A 21,528-nucleotide genomic window follows, 5' to 3' on the forward strand; every position below is an offset into this window, starting at 1 on the left:
AAACTCGACGCAGCGACGGTAAGGTCATCGAGCGCGCACGTTGCCGGTCTGTCCGGGCGCCATGCGCGGAACGGGCGCGGTTTCGGCCGCCGAGACCAGGGAGGCCATGTGGGGCAAGCCGGACAGGCGGTCGATGAGCCGGCGGAGGGCGATGCGATAGCGCGCGGCGAGCGGTTTCGTACGCTCGTGCTGCCGCATCTCGACGCCGCGTACAACCTCGCGCGCTGGCTGAGCGGCAGCGCCGGCGATGCGGACGACGTCGTCCAGGACGCGTGCATGCGCGCGCTGCGCTTCATCGATTCGTGTCGCGGCGACAACGCGCGGCCGTGGCTGCTGACGATCGTGCGCCACACCTGGTACACCGAATGGCGGCGCCGTACGCACGCGCACGAGGTCGCGCTGCCCGACACGCTCGACGACACCGACGTTCCCGACGACTGGCAACCGGCGACCGAGGATCCGCTCGCGCAATTGCTGCGCGGCGAGAACGTACGGCTCGTGAATGCGGCGCTTGCGAAGCTGCCGCCCGAATACCGCGAGGTGCTCGTGCTGCGCGAGATGGAGGACCTGAGTTACCGCGAGATCGCGGCGATCGCGGACGTGCCGGTCGGCACGGTGATGTCGCGGCTCGCGCGCGGCCGTCGCAGGCTCGCCGTGCTGCTGGGCGGCGACACCACGCCGGCGGCCAAAGGCAGGCCGGGCCATACGCCGGCAGGCGGAACCGCATCGGAGGCTATCGATGGACTGTAACGAAGCGCGAGCATTGCTGGACGCGGACGTCGACCGCGAGCTGTCGGCGCCCGATGCGTTGCGCGTCCAGCAGCATGTCGACGGGTGCGACGCGTGCCGCCGCGATCGCGCGCGGATCGTCACGCTGGTGCAGGCCGTGCGGCAGGCCGATTATCACCGCGCGCCGGATGCGCTGCGGGCGAGCATCCTTGCGAGCCTGCCGGCAGCCGGGGACGGGCGCGCCCGCGGGCAATTCCGGGCGGAACCCGAGCCCGAGCGGCGATCGCAGCCGCGGCCGCGCGGCCGTCGCTGGTTTTCCTGGCTGAGCGGCGGCGTATCGGCACGCCCGGCGCCGGCGGGCCCGGGGCCACGCGTCGCCGCGCTGCCCGGGCTTGGCTGGGGCGTGGCGCTGATGGTGGCGCTTGCCGCGGCGGCCGGGATGGCGCTGTCCGCGCGCCACGCCGACACCGACCGCACGGTCGCTGAACTCGTCGCGAGCCACGTGCGGGCCGACCTGTCGGCGCGCGCCATCGACGTGATCTCGACCGACCGGCATACGGTCAAGCCGTGGTTCAACGGCCGGCTCGACTATGCGCCGCCGGTCGAGGATCTCGCGGCGAGCGGCTTCGCACTGGTCGGCGGCCGGCTCGACTATGTCGGGCGGCGCCGCGTCGCGGTGCTCGTCTACCGTTACCGGCAGCACGTGATCGACGTCTACGTGCGGCCGGCCGGCGAAGGGCCGGCGGCCCCGTACGCGACCGTGTCGCAGGGCTACGCGCTCGACCGCTGGGATGCGGCCGGGATGACGTGGTGGGCCGTGACCGACGCGGAGCCGTCGGCGCTCGCGGCGTTCAGGACGGCGCTCGACGCGCGGCTCGCCGGCACGCGCAGCGAGTGACGACGCACGGGCCGCGGCCCGTGCGCTTGTGTCCCGACCCCGATCGCAAAAAGGGCGACGGGCGGCCGCTTACGCAGGCCCATTCCTTCAAGTCTTTGAAAACACGGCCGAATCCGGCTGCGAATCGTTGATTGGCCTTGCATGCGCCCCGTATCCGGGTTAGAATCTTCGGCTTCTCACTTGCCACACCGGTTCAGACGCCCGGGTGGCTTTAATCCACAAGGAGTGTGTAATGCGTCATTACGAAATCGTATTCATCGTGCACCCCGATCAAAGCGAGCAAGTGCCCGCGATGATCGAGCGTTACAAGTCCACGATCACGTCGCACGGCGGTCAGATCCACCGCGTCGAAGACTGGGGCCGTCGCCAACTGGCCTACATGATCGAGAAACTCGCGAAGGCTCACTACGTCTGCATGAACATCGAGTGCGACCAGACGACGCTCGACGAACTCGAACACGCGTTCAAGTTCAACGACGCCGTGCTGCGCCACCTCATCGTCAAGATGAAGAAGGCCGAAACCGGCCCGTCGCCGATGATGAAGGAAGTTCAGCGCGAAGAAGCCAAGAAGGCGGCTGCAGCTCAGCCGACCGAAGCGCAGGCTTAAGTTCGTCATTCATTAAGCCATCAAGGAGCGCGCCACTCACGTGAACAGGTTGCAATTGACGGCGAGCGTCGTCGAACGCGCACCGGTGCGATATACGCCGGCAGGCGTTCCGATCGCAAGCGCCACATTGCATCACCGCACGGAAGTCGTCGAAGCAGGCATTCCCCGTCAGGTCGAAATGACGATCGAGGCGGTGGCGGCCGGTGAGGCGAGCGGCAGGCTGGAAAGCCGTGAAATGGGCGTCGAGACGCTGTTCACGGGCTTCCTGGCAAAGAAAAGCCGCAACGCGAGAACCTTGGTGTTTCACATCACTGCATTGCAGGACATTGGAAAGGACTGAAATCATGGCCCGCCCGACTGGTAAAAAATTCGACAAGCGTCGTCAGCAACAAAACCCGCTCTTCAAGCGCAAGAAGTTCTGCCGTTTCACGGCCGCCGGCGTCGATCAGATCGACTACAAGGACACGGAAACGCTGAAGGACTTCATCGGCGAAAACGGCAAGATCACGCCGGCTCGCCTGACGGGTACGAAGTCGCACTATCAGCGTCAGCTCGACACGGCAATCAAGCGTGCGCGTTTCCTCGCGCTGCTGCCGTACACCGATCAGCACAAGGCGTAACTCGGCGACGCCATAAGGAGAATTCGAATGCAAATCATTCTGTTGGAAAAAGTCGCCAATCTGGGTAACCTCGGCGACATCGTCAAGGTCAAGGACGGTTACGCTCGCAACTTCCTGATCCCGAACCGCAAGGCTCGCCGTGCAACGAAGGAAGCGATCGCCGAATTCGAAGTGCGCCGCGCTGAACTCGAAAAGATCGCCGCTGAAAAGCTGGCAGCCTCGCAGGCAGTCGGCGAGAAGCTGAACGGCCAGTCGTTCGAAATCACGCAGAAGTCGGGCGTTGACGGCCGTCTGTTCGGCTCGGTCACGAACGGCGACGTCGCGGAACTGCTGAAGAAGGCAGGTTTCGAAGTCGAGAAGCTGCAAGTTCGCATGCCGGAAGGCCCGCTGAAGATGATCGGCGAGCACAACGTCCAGGTCGCGCTGCACACGGACGTCGTCGTCGACGTCACGGTCAACGTGATCGGCGACCACGCGTAAGCGTACGCAAGCTTTCCGGGCGGCCTCCGCTGTCCGGACAAGGGCAGGCGCCCGGGCAACCGGGGCCTGCCTTTTTTATTGCCGCATCACTGGCGGCCGGTATGGCGTCGTCCGGTGTAATTCGCGATAATCCCAACCCATGAACGCGCCGCAAGATCCTCAAATCGAATCGCTGAAAGTCCCGCCGCATTCGGTCGAAGCCGAACAGTCGGTGCTCGGCGGCCTGTTGCTCGACAACGCGGCATGGGACCGGATTGCCGACTTCCTGTCGCAGGGCGATTTCTATCGCTACGACCACCGGATCATCTACGAGCACATCGGCCGGCTGATCGCGTCGACGCGCCCGGCCGACGTCGTCACCGTGTACGAAGCGATGACCACGTCCGGCAAGGCCGACGACGTCGGCGGGCTCGCGTACCTGAACGCACTCGCGCAGAACACGCCGAGCGCGGCGAACATCCGTCGTTATGCGGAAATCGTGCGCGACCGTGCGGTGCTGCGCCGGCTCGTGTCGGTCGCCGACGAAATCTCGGCCGACGCGTTCAATCCGCAGGGCAAGGAAGTCCGCCAGCTGCTCGACGAAGCCGAGTCGAAGGTATTCTCGATCGCCGAAGAGGGCGCGCGCGGCAACCAGGGCTTCCTCGAGATCGGCCCGCTGCTCACGCAGGTCGTCGAGCGCATCGACACGCTGTACCACACCGCAAACCCGAGCGACGTCACCGGTACGCCGACGGGCTTCGTCGACCTTGACCGGATGACGTCCGGGATGCACGGCGGCGAACTGATCATCGTGGCGGGGCGCCCGTCGATGGGTAAAACCGCATTTTCGATGAACATCGGCGAGTACGTCGCGGTCGAGTACGGGCTGCCGGTCGCGGTGTTCTCGATGGAAATGCCGGGCACCCAGCTCGTGATGCGTATGCTCGGCTCGATCGGCCGGCTTGACCAGCACCGGATGCGTACGGGCCGCCTGACGGACGAGGATTGGCCGAAACTGACGCACGCGGTGCAGAAGATGAGCGAGGCGCAAATCTTCATCGACGAGACGGGCGGCCTGAACCCGATGGAATTGCGCTCGCGCGCGCGGCGTCTCTCGCGGCAATGCGGCAAGCTCGGCCTGATCATCGTCGACTACCTGCAGCTGATGTCGGGTTCGTCGCAGGGCGAGAACCGCGCGACCGAAATCTCGGAAATCTCGCGATCGCTGAAGAGCCTGGCGAAGGAACTCGACGTGCCGGTGATCGCGCTGTCGCAGCTGAACCGCGGCCTCGAACAGCGTCCGAACAAGCGTCCGGTGATGTCCGATTTGCGCGAATCGGGAGCAATCGAACAGGACGCGGACGTGATCCTGTTCATTTATCGCGACGAAGTTTACAACCCGGACAGCCCGGACAAGGGCACGGCCGAAATCATCATCGGCAAGCAGCGTAATGGCCCGATCGGCCCCGTTCGGCTCACGTTCCTGGGTCAATACACGAAGTTCGACAACTTTGCCGGGGCGCAGAACTTCTACGGCGAGTAGCGCCGGATGTAAACTCTTATTTCGCCAAGCGTTGTATCCAATCCCGGCGTGTGCATATGCGCGCGTCGCGGCGCGACCGAAAACGGTACAATGTCGCCCGTTTTCGTGACAGTAGTTTGACAATCTCTCAGGAATCCCATGTTCGGTCGATTCATGCCCACCGAGGGCAAGTTCTTTGAACTCTTCAACGCGCACGCGAAGCACATCGTTGCCGGCGGACGCGAACTCGAACTGCTGATCGACAATCTCGCCGACGCCGAGATTCACAAGCAAAACGTGCAGACGGCCGAGAAGGCCGCCGACAAGCTCACGCACGAAGCGATCGATCTGCTGCACAAGACTTTCATCACGCCGCTCGATCGCGACGAGATCCACAAGCTGATCACGACGATGGACGACATCCTCGACCTGATGGAAGACGTCGCGACGGCCGTGTCGCTGTACGACGTGCAGGCCGTCACGTCCGAGGCGAGCCAGCTCGCGCACATCGTCACGCAGTCGGCCCAGCACGTGCAGCAGGCGGTCGGTATGCTGTCCGACATGAAGCAGTCGGCGCAGATCCTCAAGCAGTGCGAGGAGATCGACCGCTGGGAGTCGGAGGCCGATCGCGTGCTGCGCGCCGCGATGTCGAAGCTGTTCCGCGAAGAAGACGACGTGAAGACGCTCATCAAGCTGAAGGCGATCTACGAGCTGCTCGAAGAGATCACCGACAAGTGCGAGGACGTCGCGAACATCATCGAAGGCATCGTGCTGGAAAACGCCTGAGCGGACCACGATGCATTCGATACAACTCGCCCTATGGATGGTCGCGACGCTGGTGCTCGTCGCGCTCGTATTCGACTTCATGAACGGCTTCCACGACGCGGCGAACTCGATCGCCACCGTCGTGTCCACCGGGGTGCTGAAACCCCAGCAGGCCGTGGTGTTCGCGGCGGCGTTCAACGTCATCGCGTATTTCATCTTCCACCTGAAAGTCGCGCAGACCGTCGGTAAAGGCACGATCGATCCCGAGATCGTCGACCACTACGTCGTGTTCGGCGCGCTGGTCGGCGCGATCGGCTGGAACGTGATCACCTGGTACTACGGGATTCCGTCGAGCTCGTCGCACGCGCTGATCGGCGGCCTCGTCGGCTCGGCACTCGCGAAGTCGGGCTGGAGCTCGCTGAACATCGACGGGCTGATGAAGACCGTCGCGTTCATCTTCATTTCGCCGCTGCTCGGCTTCATCCTCGGTTCGCTGTTCATGCTCGGCGTGTCGTGGCTGTATTTCCGTACCGCACCCAGCAAGGTCGACCGGCGGTTCCGCAGGCTCCAGCTGCTGTCGGCCGGCCTGTACAGCCTCGGCCACGGCGGCAACGACGCGCAAAAGACGATCGGCATCATCTGGATGCTGCTGATCGCGTCGGGCTATGCGTCGGCGACGTCCGCGGCGCCGCCCGCGTGGGTGATCGGCGCGTGCTACCTGTCGATGGGCCTCGGCACGCTGTTCGGCGGCTGGCGCATCGTGCGCACGATGGGCCAGAAGATCACGAAGCTCAAGCCGGTCGGTGGTTTCTGTGCCGAAAGCGGCGGCGCGATCACGCTGTTCATCGCGTCGTTCCTCGGCATCCCCGTATCGACCACGCATACGATCACCGGCGCGATCGTCGGCGTCGGCGCGACGCAGAAGCTGTCGGCCGTGCGCTGGGGCGTTGCCGGCAACATCGTGTGGGCGTGGGTGCTGACGATTCCGGCGTCCGCGCTGATCGCGGCCGGCGGATGGTGGCTCGGACACCGGATCTTCTGATCGGCAACGCTGCCGGTTCGACATGAAATGCGCCGCAAGCCGAAAGGCTGCGGCGCATTTTCTTTGGGGGCGAGGAAGTTTGCGACGAACGGCGGGGCTGCGGCGGATGCCGCCGAGGTTACCGTCGGCGTTTGAGCAACGGGCTAGTAGCTTCCGTTCGCGAACCGGGCAATCGGATCGTCTGCGGTGCCGGTGCGCGGGCTAACGGGCGCGGATTGCGTCGACGCACGCAGCACCTGCACGGCCGCGGGCTCGGTGCCGCGCGGCGACGTCGCGGCTGCTGCCGGTGGCGGCTCCGCATCGAATGCGGCAGCCTGGGCGGCCGTCAGTGCCGTCGTCGGAATCTGCGTGCCGGCTTCTACCGGGCCGGCCGGCGCTGCGTTCGCCGTCATTGCGGTCAGGCCGCCATCGCCAATCGCCGATGTTGCCTGCTGCCGGGCTGCCTGCACGCGCGTCGGCGGCGGTTCGTACGGATCGGCGGGTGCGGCCGCAGGCGCCACTGCCGCGGTCGTCACGGCGGGCATGACCGGAGCGGGCGACTGCGTAGCTCCGGCTTGCGACGACGCATAGGCAGGCTGCCGCGCCGCGGCGGCAGTCATGACGGGGGCGGGCGCAACCGCCGGCGGGTTGCGCGGCTCGTCGCGCTTCGCTTCGTAGGTCGGCGCATCGAACGGCGTGGGCGTCGCGCGCGGTGGCGCGACGCGGCGAATGCCGTCGAAACGCTTGGCCCAGTACGGGTTCGTCAGGTAGTCGAGCCGCACGGTGCCGCCCGTCGACGGCGCGTTGACGAAGCGCAGCTTGCCGACATAGATGCCGACGTGCGAATGCGGCCGCCCGGTCGTATTGAAGAAAATCAGGTCGCCCGGCGCGACCTGGTCGGGCTCGATCGACACGCCGCGGCCGCTCATGTCGGCGGTCGTGCGCGGCAGGTTCACGTCGGCCGCGCGGCCGATCACGTAGCGCACGAGCCCGCTGCAGTCGAAGCCGCTCGTCGGCGTATTGCCGCCCCAGCGATACGGGACGCCGACCAGGCTCATCGCCTGGATCGAGATTTCTTCCTGGCCGACGCTGTGATCGACGAATTTCGGGAAATTGGCGGGAGCCGGGAATGCTCGCGGCGTCGTGATCTTCATTCCCGGCTCGCGCGATGCCGACTGCGGCGGCACGCTGGAGCAGGCCGCAAGCAGCGAAACGACGGCGAGGGGAACCCAGATTCGAAGCATGGCAAGGCGGGCGAGCGCGGCGCACTCGCGAATCGTATGACAACAGACAGACCCGATGGTAGACGCTCCGGCGGGGCTTAAGCAACCATTCTTGAGAATTTACTTGAAGTTTCGCGCGTAAATGGGGTTATTGCGTGACGACACGTTACAGCGTTTTCGACCCCAAATAAAAAACGGCGCTCCGGAAACGGAGCGCCGCGATGCGTCGAAAGCCGGCCGGAGAGGCCGGCCCGCCGTGTTACAGGATGTCCGACGCGTAGTCGGCGAGCCGCGAGCGTTCGCCGCGCGCGAGCGTCACGTGGCCGCTGTGGCCCCAGCCCTTGAAGCGGTCGACGACGTAGGTCAGGCCCGAACTGCCTTCGGTCAGGTAAGGCGTGTCGATCTGCGCGATGTTGCCGAGGCACACGATCTTCGTGCCGGGGCCCGCGCGCGTGACGAGCGTCTTCATCTGTTTCGGCGTCAGGTTCTGCGCTTCGTCGATGATCAGGTACTTGTCGACGAACGTGCGGCCGCGCATGAAGTTCATGCTCTTCACCTTCAGGCGCGAACGGATCAGTTCCTGAGTCGCGGCACGGCCCCATTCGCCGGCGGCATCGTCGGTCTTCTGGAGCACTTCGAGGTTGTCGTCGAATGCGCCCATCCACGGCTGCATCTTCTCTTCCTCGGTACCGGGCAGGAAACCGATGTCCTCGCCGACGGGTACGGTCGCGCGCGTCACGATGATCTCGTTGTAGCGCTTGTCGTCGAGCACCTGCGCGAGGCCGGCCGCGAGCGCGACGAGCGTCTTGCCGGTGCCGGCCTGGCCGAGCAGCGTGACGAAGTCGATCTCGGGGTTCATCAGCAGGTTCAGCGCGAAGTTCTGCTCGCGATTGCGCGCGGTGATGCCCCACACGTTGTTCTTGTGGTGGCTGTAGTCGCGCAGCGTCTGCAGCAGCGCAGTCTTGCCGTTCAGCTCGCGGACGATCGCGTGGAACGTCGGTTCGCCGTTCTGCGGCTCGAGATAGACGAACTCGTTGACGAGCATCGACGCGACGAGCGGGCCCGTCACGCGGTAGTACGTGGTGCCCGTCTTCGTGTCCTGCCAGCTCTCCATGCCCTTCGCGTGCTTGGTCCAGAAGTCCTGCGGCAGTTCGCGCACGCCGTTGTAGAGGAGATCCGAGTCCTCCAGCACCTGGTCGTTGAAGTAGTCTTCCGCGGGCAGGCCGAGCGCGTGTGCCTTGATCCGCATGTTGATGTCTTTCGACACCAGCACGACCTGGCGGTCGGGCCGGTCGCGCTGCAGCGCGCGCACGACGCCGAGGATCTGGTTGTCGGCCTTGCCTGTGGGCAAGCCTTCGACGGGCGCGATGTCGGCGAGCTTCGTCTGGAAGTACAGGCGGCCGAGCGCCTCGCGGCTGCCGAGGCGCGACAGCGGGATGCCGGCCGTGATCGCGCCCGCATCGGCGACGAGCGCGTCGAGCGTGCGGCTGACCTGGCGTGCGTTGCGCGCGACTTCGGACATCCCCTTCTTGTGGTTGTCGAGTTCCTCGAGCGTCATCATCGGCAGATAGACGTCGTGTTCCTCGAAGCGGAAGAGGCTGCTCGGGTCGTGCATCAGCACGTTGGTGTCGAGCACGAACAGTTTCTGCAGTTCGGCGTCGGCGGGCTTGCGGCCGCGCGATTTCGTCGCCGTACCGGCATCGCGCGCGGGAGCCGCGGCCGGTTTGTCGGCGGCCGGCTTGTCGTTGCGCGCGACGACCGGCGCCGCGGGTGCGGCGGGCGCCGGCATCGGCTGCAACAGTGCGGCCGTCTGTCTGGTCTTGCGGCCGCGTGCGGGTGCGCTCGCGGCATCTTGCGCCGAAGACGCGACGGCGCGCAGCGGCGCGGCCGTGTTCGCGGCTTCGATCATCGGTTGGGCCACGCTGGCCGGACCATAGTCACCGGCTGTGGATGCGTCCCCTTCGGCGGATTTCTTCGCGGCTTTCGCGGGCCGCGCTTTCGCCTTGTATTCGTCGGGCGGCAGAAGGCTGCCGAGCTTGCTGGGGGGGGTAGGCAAAGGCATGGTGTCCCTCGGGAGGAATCGTGTCGCAAGGCGTGCGCCGCTGATCGCATCCTGCGTGACGTAGACGCATGCAGTTTGCGCGCGGTGGCGCACAGGAATTTCGTCTAGCCGGTTCGCCTAAGTGTCGATCAGCTCCTTGACGGGGTGAGGGCCGGACCGAGGGCCGGCGCGCAATCCATAAAAAAAGCCGCTGCCCCGTCGACAGGGGCATGCGGCTCGGCTGATACCGTCGTGATGCGCGTCAGGTGCCGGGAAGCATCGCATCGAGCACCGGCGCAGCTACGAGAAATATGGGGCGAACTGGCATTCATTGCGGCCCAATATAACGCGCCTCAAAGCGCTTGTACAGCACTTAGCACGTCGTCCACATGACCCGGCACCTTGATGCCGCGCCATGCCTGACGGAGTACGCCGTCGGCGTCGATCAGGAACGTCGAGCGCTCGATTCCGCGCACTTCCTTGCCATACATTTTCTTCATCTTGATGACATCGAACAGCGCGCACAGCGCTTCGTCGGCATCCGAGATCAGCGGGAACGGCAGTTCGAGCTTTGCCTTGAAATTGTCATGCGAGCGCAGACTGTCGCGCGACACGCCGATGACTTCCGCACCGGCTTTCTTGAACTTCGGATAGAGATCGCGGAACTGCAGCCCTTCGGTCGTGCAGCCCGGCGTGTTGTCCTTCGGATAGAAGTACAGCACGAGCTTCTTGCCCTTCAGGTCGGACAGCGAAATGTCGCCGCCCGTGGCCGGTGCGGTGAAATCGGGAACTTGACGGTCAACTTCGACAGACACGTGTTTCTCCTGTTGTTATGGAAAGGCGCCGCTGCGGCGCGGTTCGGCGGGGCGTCGCGGCAGCGCGCCGCAAGGGCGCTGCGGGCGGCGCCGGCTCGCGCGCGAACTTAGTCGGGCTGGACGATCAGTTCGCCGGAGCGGCCGGGGATTTCGCCCCACGTGACAGGGTACGATGGCAGCGAGTCGCGGTCCAGCGTCGCGTGGTAGTCGCCCATCGTCGCAAACGTGTGGCCTTGCGCGCGCCAGCCGGCGAGCAGTTGCTCGAACACGGGCGCGAGCTTCTGGCCTTCCAGTTCCGCGTGCAGCGTGAACACCTGGTCGTGCGGATTGGTTTCGGTGAACCTGAGGATGTGCGCGGCGACGTTGTGCGTGTCGACGCCGTCGATGCCGAGCACTTCGTCGAGCGTGGGCAGCGTCGTCGGCATTTGCACGTGCGACAGCGTGCGGCCGCCGATGACGGGCAGGTACGGCGAATGGCCGCGGCCGTCGGATGCGTAGCGCATTCCCCATGCGTCGATCTGCTCGAACGCGGAGTCGTTCATCTGCCAGCCGGCCGCGCCGTGCGTGACGGGCGGCGCGCCGAAGATCTCGATGAAGCGCGCATGGCTCTTCTGCATTTCACGCGCGGTCCAGTCGCGATCGCGCGCGCGGACGTTGTCCTGCCAGTACACGTGATCCCACGTGTGGATCCCGCATTCGAAGCCGGCCTCGTGAATCGCGCGCATGTCGGAGATCGCACGGCGGCCGATGTCGGGGCCCGGCAGCAGCACGCCGTACATCAGTTGCTTCACGCCGTAGTGTTCGACCACCGACGTGCGCGACACCTTCTTCAGGAAGCCGGGGCGGAACACGCGCCGCAGCGCCCAGCCCGTGTGATCGGGCCCGAGGCTGAAGAGGAAAGTCGCGCGCGCACTGAAGCGGTCGAAGATGCGCGCGAGGTTCGGCACGCCTTCGCGCGTGCCGCGCAGCGTGTCGACGTCGATCTTGAGGACGATGCGAGCCAAGCGAGCGTCCCGGTCAGCCTTGCTGTTCGACGAGCGCGCGCGCGTCGGCGACGTGGCCGCGATACGCTTCGAAGATGTTGCGCAGCGCGTCGTCGAACGTCGCCTGCGGCGCCCAGCCGAGTTCCTGCATCGTGTTGTCGATCTTCGGCACGCGGTTCTGCACGTCCTGGTAGCCGTTGCCGTAGTAGGCGCCGGACGTCGTCTCGACGAGCTTCACCTGCTTGGCCGAATCGGCGTACTCGGGGAATTCCGCCGCCAGTTCGAGCATCTTGTGCGCGAGCTCGCGAACCGAGAAGTTGTTCTTCGGATTCCCGATGTTGTAGATCTTGCCCGATGCGACGCCGTTCTTGTTCTCGATGATCTTCATCAGCGCGCTGATGCCGTCGCCGATGTCGGTGAACGCGCGCTTCTGCGAGCCGCCGTCGACGAGGCTGATGTTCTCGCCGCGCACGATGTGGCCGAGGAACTGCGTGACGACGCGCGAACTGCCTTCCTTCGGCGTGTAGATCGAGTCGAGGCCCGGGCCGATCCAGTTGAACGGGCGGAACAGCGTGAAGTTCAGGCCTTCCATCCCGTAACCCCAGATCACGCGGTCCATCAGCTGCTTCGAGCACGCGTAGATCCAGCGCGGCTTGTTGATCGGGCCGTAGGTGAGGGCCGATGCGTCCGGGTCGAACTGCTCGTCCGAGCACATGCCGTAGACCTCGGAGGTCGACGGGAACACGAGGTGCTTGCCGTACTTGACGGCCGAACGCACGATCGGCAGGTTCGCCTCGAAGTCGAGCTCGAACACGCGCAGCGGCTGCTGGACGTAGGTGGCGGGCGTCGCGATCGCGACGAGCGGCAGGATCACGTCGCACTTCTTCACGTGATACTCGACCCACTCCTTGTTGATCGTGATGTCGCCTTCGAAGAAATGCATCCGCTCGTGGTTGACGAGGTCGCCAAGCCGATCGGTCTGCATGTCCATGCCGAACACTTCCCAATCGGTGGTTTCAAGAATGCGCTTCGACAGGTGATGGCCGATGAAGCCGTTCACACCCAGGATCAGGACTTTTTTTGCTTTCATGAATGACGGGAAGAATGAATGAACTGCGCGAATTCCGCGGGCGTCACGACGGTTTCGCTGCCGTCGCGCTGCTGCCACAGCTCGAGAATGGATAGGGCGCGGCTGTCGCCGCAGACGCCGAATAGCGCATTATCGCTTACGTGCAGGCCGGGCGGCAAATCTGCCGCGGCGGCCGCTGCCGGGCTGCCGGGCGCCGCGAGGCGCGCGCGCGCGATCACGAAACGCGTGCCGCCGACGTCCGTGAACGCGCCCGGATACGGCGGCGCGACCGCACGCACCAGGTTGTAGACCTGCGCGGCCGGCTTCGACCAGTCGACGCGGCCGTCTTCGGGCTTGCGCCCGCCGAAGTAGCTGCCGGTCGCGAGATCGTTCGGCAGGTGCGCCGCCTCGCCCGCGAGCAGCGCGGGCAGCACGCGCCAGAGCGTCTGCTCGGCGGCCACCGTGACCTTGTCGAACACCTGCGTGGCCGTGTCGTCCGGCAGGATCGGCACCGCGGTCTGGCCGATGATCGCGCCCGCGTCGGGCTTCGCGGCCATTTCGTGCAGCGTCGCGCCGGTTTCGGTCTCGCCGTTCAGCACGGCCCAGTTGGTCGGTACCCGACCCCGGTATTTCGGCAGCAGCGAACCGTGCATGTTGTACGCGCCGCGCGGCGCGATCGCGAGCAGGTCCACCGGCAGCATGTGCCGGTAGTAGAACGAGAAGATGAAATCCGGCTGCGCGTCCGATACCGCGCGGCGCAGCGCCGGATCGGAGGGATCGGCCGGCGTGACGACCGGAATGCCGTGCTCGGCCGCGACGGCCGCGACGCTGCCGAACCAGATGTTCTCGTTCGGGTTGTCCTCGTGCGTGACGACGAGCGCGACGTCGACGCCGCGCGCGAGCAGCACCTGCAGGCACCGCACGCCGACGTTGTGATACGCGAAGACGATCGCGCGCGGCTTCATTGCGCGGCTCCCGCGCGGTTCTCGCCGGCCGGCACCGCCGGCATGCCGTCGTGCTGCTCGAGCACGGCCTGGATCAGGTAGCGCGGCCGTGCGCGCACCTGCTGGTAGATGCGGCCGACGTATTCGCCGAGCAGGCCGAGCGCGAAGATGATCACGCCGAGCAGGAAGAACGTGATCGCGAACAGCGTGAACACGCCTTGCACTTCCGCGCCGACGATGAAGCGCCGCACGAGCAGCAGCACGAACAGCGCGGCGGAGCCGAGCGACAGGATCACGCCGATGAACGACAGCCACTGCAGCGGCACGACCGAGAAGCCCGTCACGAGGTCGAAGTTCAGCCGGATCAGGCTGTACAGCGAGTACTTCGACTCGCCCGCGAAGCGCTCCTCGTGCGCGACCTCGATTTCGGTCGGCTTCTGCGCGAACGTATAGGCCAGCGCGGGGATGAACGTGTTGACTTCGCCGCACACGTTGATCGTGTCGATGATGCGGCGGCTGTACGCGCGCAGCATGCAGCCCTGGTCGGTCATCTTGATGCGCGTGATGCGCTCGCGCAGCCGGTTCATCATCTGCGACGCCTTGCGCCGCCACAGGCTGTCCTGGCGCTGCTTGCGGATCGAGCCGACGTAGTCGTAGCCCTCGCGCATCTTCGCGATCAGCTTGCCGATTTCCTCGGGCGGGTTCTGCAGGTCGGCGTCGAGCGTGATGACGATCTCGCCGCGCGACTGCGCGAAGCCCGCGAGGATCGCCATGTGCTGGCCGTAGTTGCCGTTGAGCAGCACGACGCGAGTCGTGTCGGGGCGCACGTGGAACTGGTCGGCGAGCATCGCGGCCGAGCGGTCGCGGCTGCCGTCGTTGATCAGGATCACTTCGTATGACGTGTCGAGTGCGTCGAGCGCCGGATACAGCCGCGCGAACAGCGCGGCGAGGCCGTCTTCCTCGTTGTACACGGGGATGATGACCGATACTTCCGGTTGCCCGGCGCCCGGATGCCCGGCGCGTGCTTCTAGGTGACTCATGTACGCTTATTTTCCGTATTGTTCGCAAATCTGGTTGATGGCGTCGACCACGCGACGCACGTCGCCCTCCGTCATCTGCGTGAACAGCGGCAGCGTGACGGTCGACGCGCCATACCGTTCGGCGTGGGGGAACATGCCCTCCTTGAAGCCGCGCGCACGGTACAGCGTGAAAAGATGGATCGCCGGGTAGTGGATGCCCGTGCCGATGCCGCGTTCCTTCATCTGCGCCATGAACTCGGCGCGCGGGATCGACAGCCGCTCGAGCGGCAGCGTGATCTGGAACATGTGCCAGTTGCCGTTCTCGAATTCGGCGACCGGCAGGCCGACGCCGAGCTTCACGGCCGGGCCGCCGTCGAACGCGGCGAAATAAGCCCGGGCGAGCGCGCGGCGCTGCGCGGTGAAGCGCTCGAGGTGCGGCAACTGGCCGAGGCCGACGCGCGCGGCGACGTCGGTCAGGTTGTACTTGCCGCCGAGCACGTCGCAGTCCATCCCGTCGAAGCCCGTGCGCGTGATGCCCTGCAGCCGGTACTTCTGCGCGAGCGTCGCTTCGTCCTCGTTGTTCAACACGAGCGCGCCGCCTTCGATCGTCGTCAGGTTCTTGTTCGCGTGGAAGCTGAACGACACGATGTCGCCGAACGCGCCGATGCGCTTGCCGTTCCACGTCGAGCCGAGCGCCTGCGCCGCATCTTCGATCACGCGCAGGTTGTGCGCGCGCGCGATCGCGTACAGGCGGTCCATGTCGACCGGCAGGCCGGCCAGGTAGACGGGGATGATCGCCTTCGTGCGCGGCGTGATCGCCTGCTCGAGCTTGTCGAGGTCGATGTTGCGCGTGACGGGATCGATGTCGGCGAACACGGGCGTCGCGCCCGTTTCGAGGATCACGTTGCTGGTCGAGACCCACGACGCCGGCGTCGTGATCACCTCGTCGCCGGCGCCGACGCCCGCGATGCGCAGGCCGATCTCGAGCGTGCAGGTGCCCGAGTTGAACGCGCGGACCGGACGGCCGCCGCAGTATTCGGACAGCGCCGCTTCGAATTTCTGGCACTGCGGGCCGGTGGTGATCCAGCCCGAGCGCAGCACTTCGACGACGCCCTGGATGGTTTCCTCGTCGATCTCGGGGCGGGTGAACGGCAGAAACGGAGCGGTAGTCTGGCTCATGAACGCTTTGGCCTGTAATGGCGTGTAATAAAAGGGTCGGGCAATCCCGTCCGAAACCGGCATTAAACACCGGTTGGCGGATTCGTACCGTGATTTTTTGTAGGCGGACGCTTAACGCCGCGAGGCATGCTCAGCTTCGTGCAAGCACGAGTACCCCGATCAAAATGATGCCGATGCCGACGAGCCGCTGGACCGACAGCACCTCGCCGAACAGGTACCAGGCCGCGAATGCGTTGACGACGTAGCCGAGCGACAGCATCGGGTACGCGATCGACACGTCGACCCGCGACAGCCCGAGGATCCAGACGACGACGCTCAGCACGTAGCAGCTCAGGCCGCCGATGATCGGCAACTGGGTCGCGATCTTCAGGCCGACCGGGATGATGTTCGCACGGCTGAATTCGAAGTGTCCAACGGCGTTGACGCCGGCTTTCAGCAGAAGTTGCGCACAGGCGTTGAGCATCACGCCGGTGATGATGCAGACGAACGAAACGGGATTCATGCGGCGGGGGTCCTTACGATTGCGGTTTCTCGACGATCACGCGGCGGTTGTCGCGCGCGATCACGCGCATCGGCACGCCTTGCTTGACCAGCGCGTCGTACTGGCCGGGCGGCATGATCGCGAGCGCATGGGTTTCCTGTTTCCAGCGCGTGATCCATTCGTCGACGGTCGGAATCCATTTGTTCGGCTCCACCGAGATCCCGAACGCGAGCTCGTCCTGGCGCTGGACCATGATCGTCGTGTGGCCCATATAGAACGGGAACGTGTGATCGAGCATCTCGATCGAGTAGAACGGCGTGTCGGGCGGCAGCTTCGCCAGTTCGGCGCGTACGGCGGGCGCGAGTTGCGCGCCCGAGCTGTAGCGGCCGAACTCGTCGTGCCCGGTGCCGCCGATCGTGCCGAACGCGAGCCAGGCGGCGCCGAACGCGGCGATCGCGGCGGCCACGCCCGCGCGGCGGTTCAGCCACGCGGCCGCGAGCGTCAGCGCGGCCGCGATCGCGAGGCCCGCGTACAGCCACATCTGGAACGCGCGGTACAGCGCGTTCGGCGTGCGGGCATCGCCCTGGTACGCGAGGAAGATGATCCCGAATGCCGCGGCGACGAAGAACACGAGGTAGCCGAGCAGGTGGCGGCGGAACCGGTCGGCCGACACCAGCGGCAGGTACGCGCCGACGATCAGCGCGAGCGCCGGCGCGATCGGCAGCACGTACGAGATCAGCTTCGAATGCGACGCGCTGAAGAACAGGAAGATGAACGCGCTCCAGATCAGCAGCACGAGCATCGGCGAGAAGCCGTTCGGCTGGCGCGGCATCCGCAGCGCATGGCGGATGCTTTGCCACGCGACCGACAGCCACGGCAGGAAGCCGACCAGCAGCACCGGCACGAAGTAGTACAGCGGCCCGGGGCGGTTCTGTTCCGGGGTCAGGTAGCGGCGGAACTGCTGGACGATGAAGAAGAAGTTGAAGAACTCGGGGTTGCGCTGCTGGACGAGCACGAACCACGGCGTGACGATCGCGAAGAAGATCACGAGGCCGCTGACGAGATACAGGCGCTTCCACAGCGCCCAGTCGCGCGCGATCAGCGTGTAGAGCACGAGCACGGCGCCGGGCAGGATCAGGCCGACGAGGCCCTTCGACAGCACCGCGAACGCCATTGCGGCCCAGCACGCCCACATCCAGCCGCGCACCGCGGCCGGGCGCAGCCCGGGCCGCTGCGCGAGCAGCAGCGAGCACAGCGACAGCGCCATCCAGAACGCGAGCCCCATGTCGAGCGCGTTGAAGTGGCCCATCAGGTTCCAGTACGGCGAGCTCGCGAGCACGACGGCCGCGAGGAAGCCCGACAGCGGGTTGAACAGGCGCGCGCCGGTGAAGCCGACGAGCAGCACGCCGGCGAAGCTCACGACGGCCGTGTAGAGGCGCGCCTGCCATTCGCCGATGCCGAACCACGCGAACGTCAGCGCGTTCAGCCAGGTCTGCAGCGGCGGCTTCTCGAAGTACTTGTAGCCGTTGTAGCGTGGCGTGATCCAGTCGCCGGTGACGAACATCTCGCGTGCCATCTCCGCGTAGCGGCCTTCGTCGCTCGGGATCAGGTGGCGCAGCCCGAGCGGCGCGAACCAGACGATCGCGAGCGCGACGAGCAGGAGGACGAGCGTGATGCGATTGAGCGGTAGCCTCGACGGCGTATCGTTCATGGGTTTTCAGCCTGTTGGTTGTTGTGACGGGCCGCCGGCGGATTGCGCCGGGGGCGGGCGGCCTGGCCGGGGCGATCCGGGGATCGACCCGCTGCGCCGGCCCGAGTTTTACCGCATCGGGGATTAACGTTCAATTAAGAGCGCAGCGGCGACCTTGCGGCCCTCGGCCATCAGGATGTTGTAGGTGCGGCACGCGGCCTGGAAATCCATCGTCTCGACGCCGATCCGCCTGGCCGTGAGCGCGGCAACCAGTCGCGGGTGCGGGAAGCGCAGCCGCGCGCCGCTGCCGAAGATCACGAGTTCGGGCGTCGGGTCGAGCAGCATCGCGAAATGCTCGGGCGCGAGCGCGTCGAACGACGACACGGGCCATGCCTGGACCGGCGCGCCGGGCAGCACGATGACGCTCGTTTCATGGCGTTCGAGATTGACGTCGACATAATCGGGGCCGTAGCCGGTGACGGTGTTGAGCGCGCCGCTCGCGTCCTGGTGCAGTTTCAAATCGGTATTCCGCGGTTCCGTAGGGGAATGTGTTGCAGGGCCACACGGGCCCGGGGCGGCCGGTTTCGCGCGCCTGTGCGCGCGGGACGCCTGACGGCGCGGGCCCGGCGCGGCTATGGTGCATTGCGAAAGTCGGCCAAAATCCGCTAAATTATAACTTTTTGGTCGCCCCCGGGCGCCACTTGCATCGCGCGCTGCCACAAGCCGCGCCCGATCGCCCGCTTTTTCCCAGTCTAGACAGCGCGCACAGACCGGCCGCTTTCCAGTTTTGATCCCGTCCCCCCGGCCGCAAGGCCAACCCAGGAACCGTGTCGTCGTGAAACCGATTCAGAAGTCGAACAAGCTGCTCAACGTCTGCTACGACATCCGTGGCCCGGTGCTCGAGCACGCCAAGCGCCTCGAGGAAGAAGGCCACCGCATCATCAAGCTGAACATCGGCAACCTCGCGCCGTTCGGCTTCGACGCACCGGACGAGATCATCCAGGACATGATCCGCAACCTGCCGGCGTCGTCGGGCTATTCGGATTCGAAAGGCGTGTTCTCGGCCCGCAAGGCCGTGATGCACTACACGCAGGAAAAGGGCGTCGTGGGCGTCGGTCTCGACGACATCTACATCGGCAACGGCGCGTCCGAGCTGATCGTGATGGCGACCCAGGCGCTGCTGAACGACGGCGACGAAGTGCTGCTGCCCGCGCCCGACTACCCGCTGTGGACGGCGGCGGTGAGCCTGTCGGGCGGCACGCCCGTGCACTACGTGTGCGACGAGCAGAACGCGTGGATGCCCGATCTCGACGACATCCGCCGCAAGATCACGCCGAACACGAAGGCGATCGTCGTGATCAACCCGAACAACCCGACGGGCGCGCTTTATTCCGACGAATTGCTGCTGGAGCTGCTCGAGATCGCGCGCCAGCACGGGCTGATCGTGTTTGCCGACGAGGTCTACGACAAGATCGTCTACGACGGCCTCGAGCACACGGCGATGGGCTCGCTGTCGGAGGACGTGATCACCGTCACGTTCAACAGCCTGTCGAAGAGCTATCGCTCGTGCGGCTACCGCGCGGGCTGGATGGCCGTGTCGGGCCTCGGCGGCGACAACCGCCGGCGCGCGAAGGATTACCTCGAGGGGCTCGGCATCCTGTCGTCGATGCGCCTGTGCGCGAACGTGCCGGGGCAGTTCGCGATCCAGACGGCGCTCGGCGGCTACCAGAGCATCAACGAGCTGATCATGCCGAGCGGGCGCCTGTACAAGCAGCGCGAGCTCGCGTACGACATGCTCACGTCGATTCCGGGCGTGACCTGCGTGAAGCCGCAGGCCGCGCTGTACATGTTTCCGCGCCTCGATCCGAAAATCTATCCGATCCAGAACGACCAGCAGTTCATACTCGACCTGCTGCTCGAAGAGCGCGTGCTGCTCGTGCAGGGCACGGGTTTCAACTGGGCGACGCCGGACCACTTCCGCGTGGTCTTCCTGCCGAACCTCGACGACCTGACCGATTCGATCAACCGGATCGCACGCTTCCTCGACGGCTACCGCAAGCGCCATTCGGCCTGAGCGGACAGGACCACACGGAACCCATTACTTCTTACTCATCGATCACACGCAGCATGGAACCGATCAAAGTTGGCCTGTTGGGCTTCGGCACGGTGGGCAGCGGCACCTTCACGGTGCTGCGCCGCAACCAGGAAGAAATCAAGCGACGCGCGGGGCGCGGCATCGAGGTGACGCGCATTGCCGTGCGCAACCCGGCCAAGGCGCAGGCTGTGCTCGGCGGCGACGCCGGCGCCGCGCAGATCACCGACGATTTCAATTCGGTCGTCGACGATCCGTCGATCGCGATCATCGCCGAGATGATCGGCGGAACGGGCATCGCGCGCGAACTCGTGCTGCGCGCGATCGCGAACGGCAAGCACGTCGTGACGGCGAACAAGGCGCTGCTCGCGGTGCACGGCACCGAGATCTTCGAGGCCGCGCGCGCGAAGGGCGTGATGGTCGCGTTCGAGGCGGCCGTCGCCGGCGGCATCCCGATCATCAAGGCGCTGCGCGAAGGCCTGACCGCGAACCGCATCCAGTACATCGCGGGCATCATCAACGGCACGACGAACTACATCCTGTCGGAAATGCGCGACCGCGGGCTCGACTTCGCGACCGCGCTGAAGGCCGCGCAGGAGCTCGGCTACGCGGAAGCCGATCCGACCTTCGACATCGAAGGCATCGACGCCGCGCACAAGGCGACGATCATGAGCGCGATCGCGTTCGGCGTGCCGGTGCAGTTCGATCGCGCGTACGTCGAGGGCATCAGCAAGCTCGACGCAACCGACATCCGCTACGCGGAAGAACTCGGCTACCGGATCAAGCTGCTCGGCATCGCGCGCCGCGCCGAAAACGGCATCGAGCTGCGCGTGCACCCGACGCTGATCCCGGAAAAGCGCCTGCTCGCGAACGTCGAAGGCGCGATGAACGCGGTCGTCGTGCACGGCGACGCGGTCGGCACGACGCTGTACTACGGCAAGGGCGCGGGCGCGGAGCCGACCGCGTCGGCGGTGGTCGCGGATCTCGTCGACGTCACGCGCCTGCATACGGCCGACCCCGAGCATCGCGTGCCGCACCTCGCGTTCCAGCCCGACAGCCTGTCGAACACGCCGATTTTGCCGATCGAGGAAGTCACGAGCGGCTACTACCTGCGCCTGCGGGTGGCCGACCAGACCGGCGTGCTCGCCAACATCACGCGGATCCTCGCCGAATCGGGCATTTCGATCGACGCGCTGCTGCAGAAGGAATCGGAGCAGGTCGACGGCGCGAACGGCGAAACCGACATCATCCTGATCACGCACGAGACGCTCGAGAAGAACGTCAACGCGGCGATCGCGCAAATCGAAAGCCTCGCGACGGTCGTGTCGAAGGTGACGAAGCTGCGCATGGAAGCGCTGAACTGAGGCGGAA

General features: G+C 65.8%; 22 protein-coding genes and 1 pseudogene. 12 read left to right on the forward strand and 11 right to left on the reverse strand.

From position 1 onward, the window contains the following. Positions 1 to 108 precede the first annotated feature (108 nt). From ACNQQL_RS09815 to ACNQQL_RS09855, 9 genes are all read left to right on the forward strand, one after another. A complete protein-coding gene (locus ACNQQL_RS09815) occupies positions 109 to 750 on the forward strand; it encodes an RNA polymerase sigma factor (protein WP_347064002.1) in 642 nt (213 codons plus the stop codon). Further along, entirely contained in the window at positions 740 to 1,627 is an 888-nt protein-coding gene (locus ACNQQL_RS09820; RefSeq protein WP_347064003.1) for an anti-sigma factor, read from the forward strand. Before ACNQQL_RS09815 ends, ACNQQL_RS09820 begins: the two co-directional genes overlap by 11 nt. 232 nt (positions 1,628 to 1,859) lie before the next feature. Then, complete coding sequence (gene rpsF / locus ACNQQL_RS09825; RefSeq protein ID WP_004193673.1) at positions 1,860 to 2,234, forward strand: 30S ribosomal protein S6; 375 nt, start codon at positions 1,860 to 1,862, stop codon at positions 2,232 to 2,234. 40 nt (positions 2,235 to 2,274) lie between these two features. Continuing rightward, positions 2,275 to 2,574 (forward strand): primosomal replication protein N, encoded by a 300-nt coding sequence (priB, locus tag ACNQQL_RS09830; RefSeq protein WP_011657069.1) that lies wholly within the window; start codon positions 2,275 to 2,277, stop codon positions 2,572 to 2,574. Positions 2,575 to 2,578: 4 nt separating this feature from the next. Continuing rightward, complete coding sequence (rpsR, locus tag ACNQQL_RS09835; protein WP_034181234.1) at positions 2,579 to 2,854, forward strand: 30S ribosomal protein S18; 276 nt, start codon at positions 2,579 to 2,581, stop codon at positions 2,852 to 2,854. A gap of 27 nt (positions 2,855 to 2,881) precedes the next feature. Continuing rightward, positions 2,882 to 3,334, forward strand: a complete 453-nt coding sequence (gene rplI, locus ACNQQL_RS09840; protein WP_047900882.1) for a 50S ribosomal protein L9 — start codon at positions 2,882 to 2,884, stop codon at positions 3,332 to 3,334. A 139-nt stretch (positions 3,335 to 3,473) separates the two neighbouring features. Beyond that, positions 3,474 to 4,856 carry a replicative DNA helicase gene (locus tag ACNQQL_RS09845; protein ID WP_072437193.1) on the forward strand — a complete coding sequence of 461 codons (1,383 nt, stop codon included), beginning with the start codon at positions 3,474 to 3,476 and terminating at the stop codon, positions 4,854 to 4,856. A gap of 138 nt (positions 4,857 to 4,994) precedes the next feature. Beyond that, positions 4,995 to 5,621: a DUF47 domain-containing protein gene (locus ACNQQL_RS09850; RefSeq protein ID WP_034181237.1), complete on the forward strand. Its 627-nt coding sequence runs from the start codon at positions 4,995 to 4,997 to the stop codon at positions 5,619 to 5,621. 10 nt (positions 5,622 to 5,631) lie between these two features. Then, on the forward strand, positions 5,632 to 6,642 hold the full coding sequence (locus ACNQQL_RS09855) for an inorganic phosphate transporter (protein ID WP_111016862.1): 1,011 nt from the start codon (positions 5,632 to 5,634) through the stop codon (positions 6,640 to 6,642). A gap of 143 nt (positions 6,643 to 6,785) precedes the next feature. Here ACNQQL_RS09855 and ACNQQL_RS09860 read toward each other — a convergent pair whose 3' ends face one another. Then, entirely contained in the window at positions 6,786 to 7,865 is a 1,080-nt protein-coding gene (locus ACNQQL_RS09860) for a C40 family peptidase (protein ID WP_347064004.1), read from the reverse strand. 238 nt (positions 7,866 to 8,103) lie between these two features. Beyond that, a complete protein-coding gene (locus ACNQQL_RS09865) occupies positions 8,104 to 9,906 on the reverse strand; it encodes a PhoH family protein (protein WP_204423549.1) in 1,803 nt (600 codons plus the stop codon). On the opposite strand from ACNQQL_RS09865, the pseudogene ACNQQL_RS09870 reads away from it, so the two are divergent. Further along, a pseudogene (locus ACNQQL_RS09870) lies at positions 9,802 to 10,046 on the forward strand (hypothetical protein); the annotation flags it as partial. The gene ACNQQL_RS09865 and the pseudogene ACNQQL_RS09870 sit on opposite strands and share 105 nt — an antisense overlap. A gap of 192 nt (positions 10,047 to 10,238) precedes the next feature. Here the strand turns inward: ACNQQL_RS09870 and ACNQQL_RS09875 are convergent. The 9 genes from ACNQQL_RS09875 to ACNQQL_RS09915 all read right to left on the reverse strand — a co-directional run bounded on the left by ACNQQL_RS09875 (position 10,239) and on the right by ACNQQL_RS09915 (position 18,584). Then, positions 10,239 to 10,700, reverse strand: coding sequence for a peroxiredoxin (locus ACNQQL_RS09875; protein ID WP_006756046.1), 462 nt, complete (start codon positions 10,698 to 10,700; stop codon positions 10,239 to 10,241). Positions 10,701 to 10,807: 107 nt separating this feature from the next. Further along, positions 10,808 to 11,704, reverse strand: a complete 897-nt coding sequence (locus tag ACNQQL_RS09880) for a polysaccharide deacetylase family protein (RefSeq protein ID WP_347064005.1) — start codon at positions 11,702 to 11,704, stop codon at positions 10,808 to 10,810. A 13-nt stretch (positions 11,705 to 11,717) separates the two neighbouring features. Then, positions 11,718 to 12,773 carry a bifunctional UDP-4-keto-pentose/UDP-xylose synthase gene (locus ACNQQL_RS09885; protein WP_051983717.1) on the reverse strand — a complete coding sequence of 352 codons (1,056 nt, stop codon included), beginning with the start codon at positions 12,771 to 12,773 and terminating at the stop codon, positions 11,718 to 11,720. After that, on the reverse strand, positions 12,770 to 13,717 hold the full coding sequence (locus tag ACNQQL_RS09890; RefSeq protein WP_347064006.1) for a formyltransferase: 948 nt from the start codon (positions 13,715 to 13,717) through the stop codon (positions 12,770 to 12,772). Before ACNQQL_RS09890 ends, ACNQQL_RS09885 begins: the two co-directional genes overlap by 4 nt. Further along, complete coding sequence (locus ACNQQL_RS09895; RefSeq protein ID WP_072437199.1) at positions 13,714 to 14,736, reverse strand: glycosyltransferase; 1,023 nt, start codon at positions 14,734 to 14,736, stop codon at positions 13,714 to 13,716. The genes ACNQQL_RS09890 and ACNQQL_RS09895 overlap by 4 nt, the downstream gene beginning before the upstream one ends. Positions 14,737 to 14,742: 6 nt before the next feature. Continuing rightward, entirely contained in the window at positions 14,743 to 15,894 is a 1,152-nt protein-coding gene (locus ACNQQL_RS09900; RefSeq protein ID WP_347064007.1) for a DegT/DnrJ/EryC1/StrS aminotransferase family protein, read from the reverse strand. Positions 15,895 to 16,024: 130 nt separating this feature from the next. Beyond that, the gene (locus ACNQQL_RS09905) at positions 16,025 to 16,396 is read right to left on the reverse strand and encodes an SMR family transporter (protein WP_034181245.1); all 372 of its coding nucleotides are present in this window, start codon (positions 16,394 to 16,396) and stop codon (positions 16,025 to 16,027) included. 13 nt (positions 16,397 to 16,409) lie between these two features. After that, positions 16,410 to 18,086: a glycosyltransferase family 39 protein gene (locus ACNQQL_RS09910; RefSeq protein ID WP_347064008.1), complete on the reverse strand. Its 1,677-nt coding sequence runs from the start codon at positions 18,084 to 18,086 to the stop codon at positions 16,410 to 16,412. Between the two features lie 123 nt (positions 18,087 to 18,209). Beyond that, positions 18,210 to 18,584, reverse strand: a complete 375-nt coding sequence (locus tag ACNQQL_RS09915; RefSeq protein WP_034181247.1) for an Mth938-like domain-containing protein — start codon at positions 18,582 to 18,584, stop codon at positions 18,210 to 18,212. Positions 18,585 to 18,900: 316 nt separating this feature from the next. Here ACNQQL_RS09915 and ACNQQL_RS09920 point away from each other — a divergent pair, with 316 nt between their 5' ends. Together ACNQQL_RS09920 and ACNQQL_RS09925 are read left to right on the forward strand one after the other, a co-directional pair. Beyond that, a complete protein-coding gene (locus ACNQQL_RS09920) occupies positions 18,901 to 20,139 on the forward strand; it encodes a pyridoxal phosphate-dependent aminotransferase (RefSeq protein WP_347064009.1) in 1,239 nt (412 codons plus the stop codon). A 53-nt stretch (positions 20,140 to 20,192) separates the two neighbouring features. Next, positions 20,193 to 21,521, forward strand: a complete 1,329-nt coding sequence (locus ACNQQL_RS09925; RefSeq protein ID WP_072437203.1) for a homoserine dehydrogenase — start codon at positions 20,193 to 20,195, stop codon at positions 21,519 to 21,521. Positions 21,522 to 21,528: the final 7 nt, after the last annotated feature.

The sequence above is a fragment of the Burkholderia sp. LFS061 genome (assembly GCF_047978125.1).
GTDB lineage: Bacteria > Pseudomonadota > Gammaproteobacteria > Burkholderiales > Burkholderiaceae > Burkholderia > Burkholderia pyrrocinia_C.

Bases quoted from the DNA above. Each gene is read 5' to 3' on its own strand.
- ACNQQL_RS09885 (WP_051983717.1), bottom strand. From the start codon at position 12,773: ATGAAAGCAAAAAAAGTCCTGATCCTGGGTGTGAACGGCTTCATCGGC.
- rpsF (WP_004193673.1), top strand. From the start codon at position 1,860: ATGCGTCATTACGAAATCGTATTCATCGTGCACCCCGATCAAAGCGAG.
- ACNQQL_RS09890 (WP_347064006.1), bottom strand. From the start codon at position 13,717: ATGAAGCCGCGCGCGATCGTCTTCGCGTATCACAACGTCGGCGTGCGG.
- ACNQQL_RS09910 (WP_347064008.1), bottom strand. From the start codon at position 18,086: ATGAACGATACGCCGTCGAGGCTACCGCTCAATCGCATCACGCTCGTC.
- ACNQQL_RS09905 (WP_034181245.1), bottom strand. From the start codon at position 16,396: ATGAATCCCGTTTCGTTCGTCTGCATCATCACCGGCGTGATGCTCAAC.
- ACNQQL_RS09855 (WP_111016862.1), top strand. From the start codon at position 5,632: ATGCATTCGATACAACTCGCCCTATGGATGGTCGCGACGCTGGTGCTC.
- ACNQQL_RS09850 (WP_034181237.1), top strand. From the start codon at position 4,995: ATGTTCGGTCGATTCATGCCCACCGAGGGCAAGTTCTTTGAACTCTTC.
- ACNQQL_RS09820 (WP_347064003.1), top strand. From the start codon at position 740: ATGGACTGTAACGAAGCGCGAGCATTGCTGGACGCGGACGTCGACCGC.
- ACNQQL_RS09845 (WP_072437193.1), top strand. From the start codon at position 3,474: ATGAACGCGCCGCAAGATCCTCAAATCGAATCGCTGAAAGTCCCGCCG.
- ACNQQL_RS09860 (WP_347064004.1), bottom strand. From the start codon at position 7,865: ATGCTTCGAATCTGGGTTCCCCTCGCCGTCGTTTCGCTGCTTGCGGCC.
- ACNQQL_RS09865 (WP_204423549.1), bottom strand. From the start codon at position 9,906: ATGCCTTTGCCTACCCCCCCCAGCAAGCTCGGCAGCCTTCTGCCGCCC.
- ACNQQL_RS09900 (WP_347064007.1), bottom strand. From the start codon at position 15,894: ATGAGCCAGACTACCGCTCCGTTTCTGCCGTTCACCCGCCCCGAGATC.
- ACNQQL_RS09925 (WP_072437203.1), top strand. From the start codon at position 20,193: ATGGAACCGATCAAAGTTGGCCTGTTGGGCTTCGGCACGGTGGGCAGC.
- rplI (WP_047900882.1), top strand. From the start codon at position 2,882: ATGCAAATCATTCTGTTGGAAAAAGTCGCCAATCTGGGTAACCTCGGC.
- ACNQQL_RS09895 (WP_072437199.1), bottom strand. From the start codon at position 14,736: ATGAGTCACCTAGAAGCACGCGCCGGGCATCCGGGCGCCGGGCAACCG.
- rpsR (WP_034181234.1), top strand. From the start codon at position 2,579: ATGGCCCGCCCGACTGGTAAAAAATTCGACAAGCGTCGTCAGCAACAA.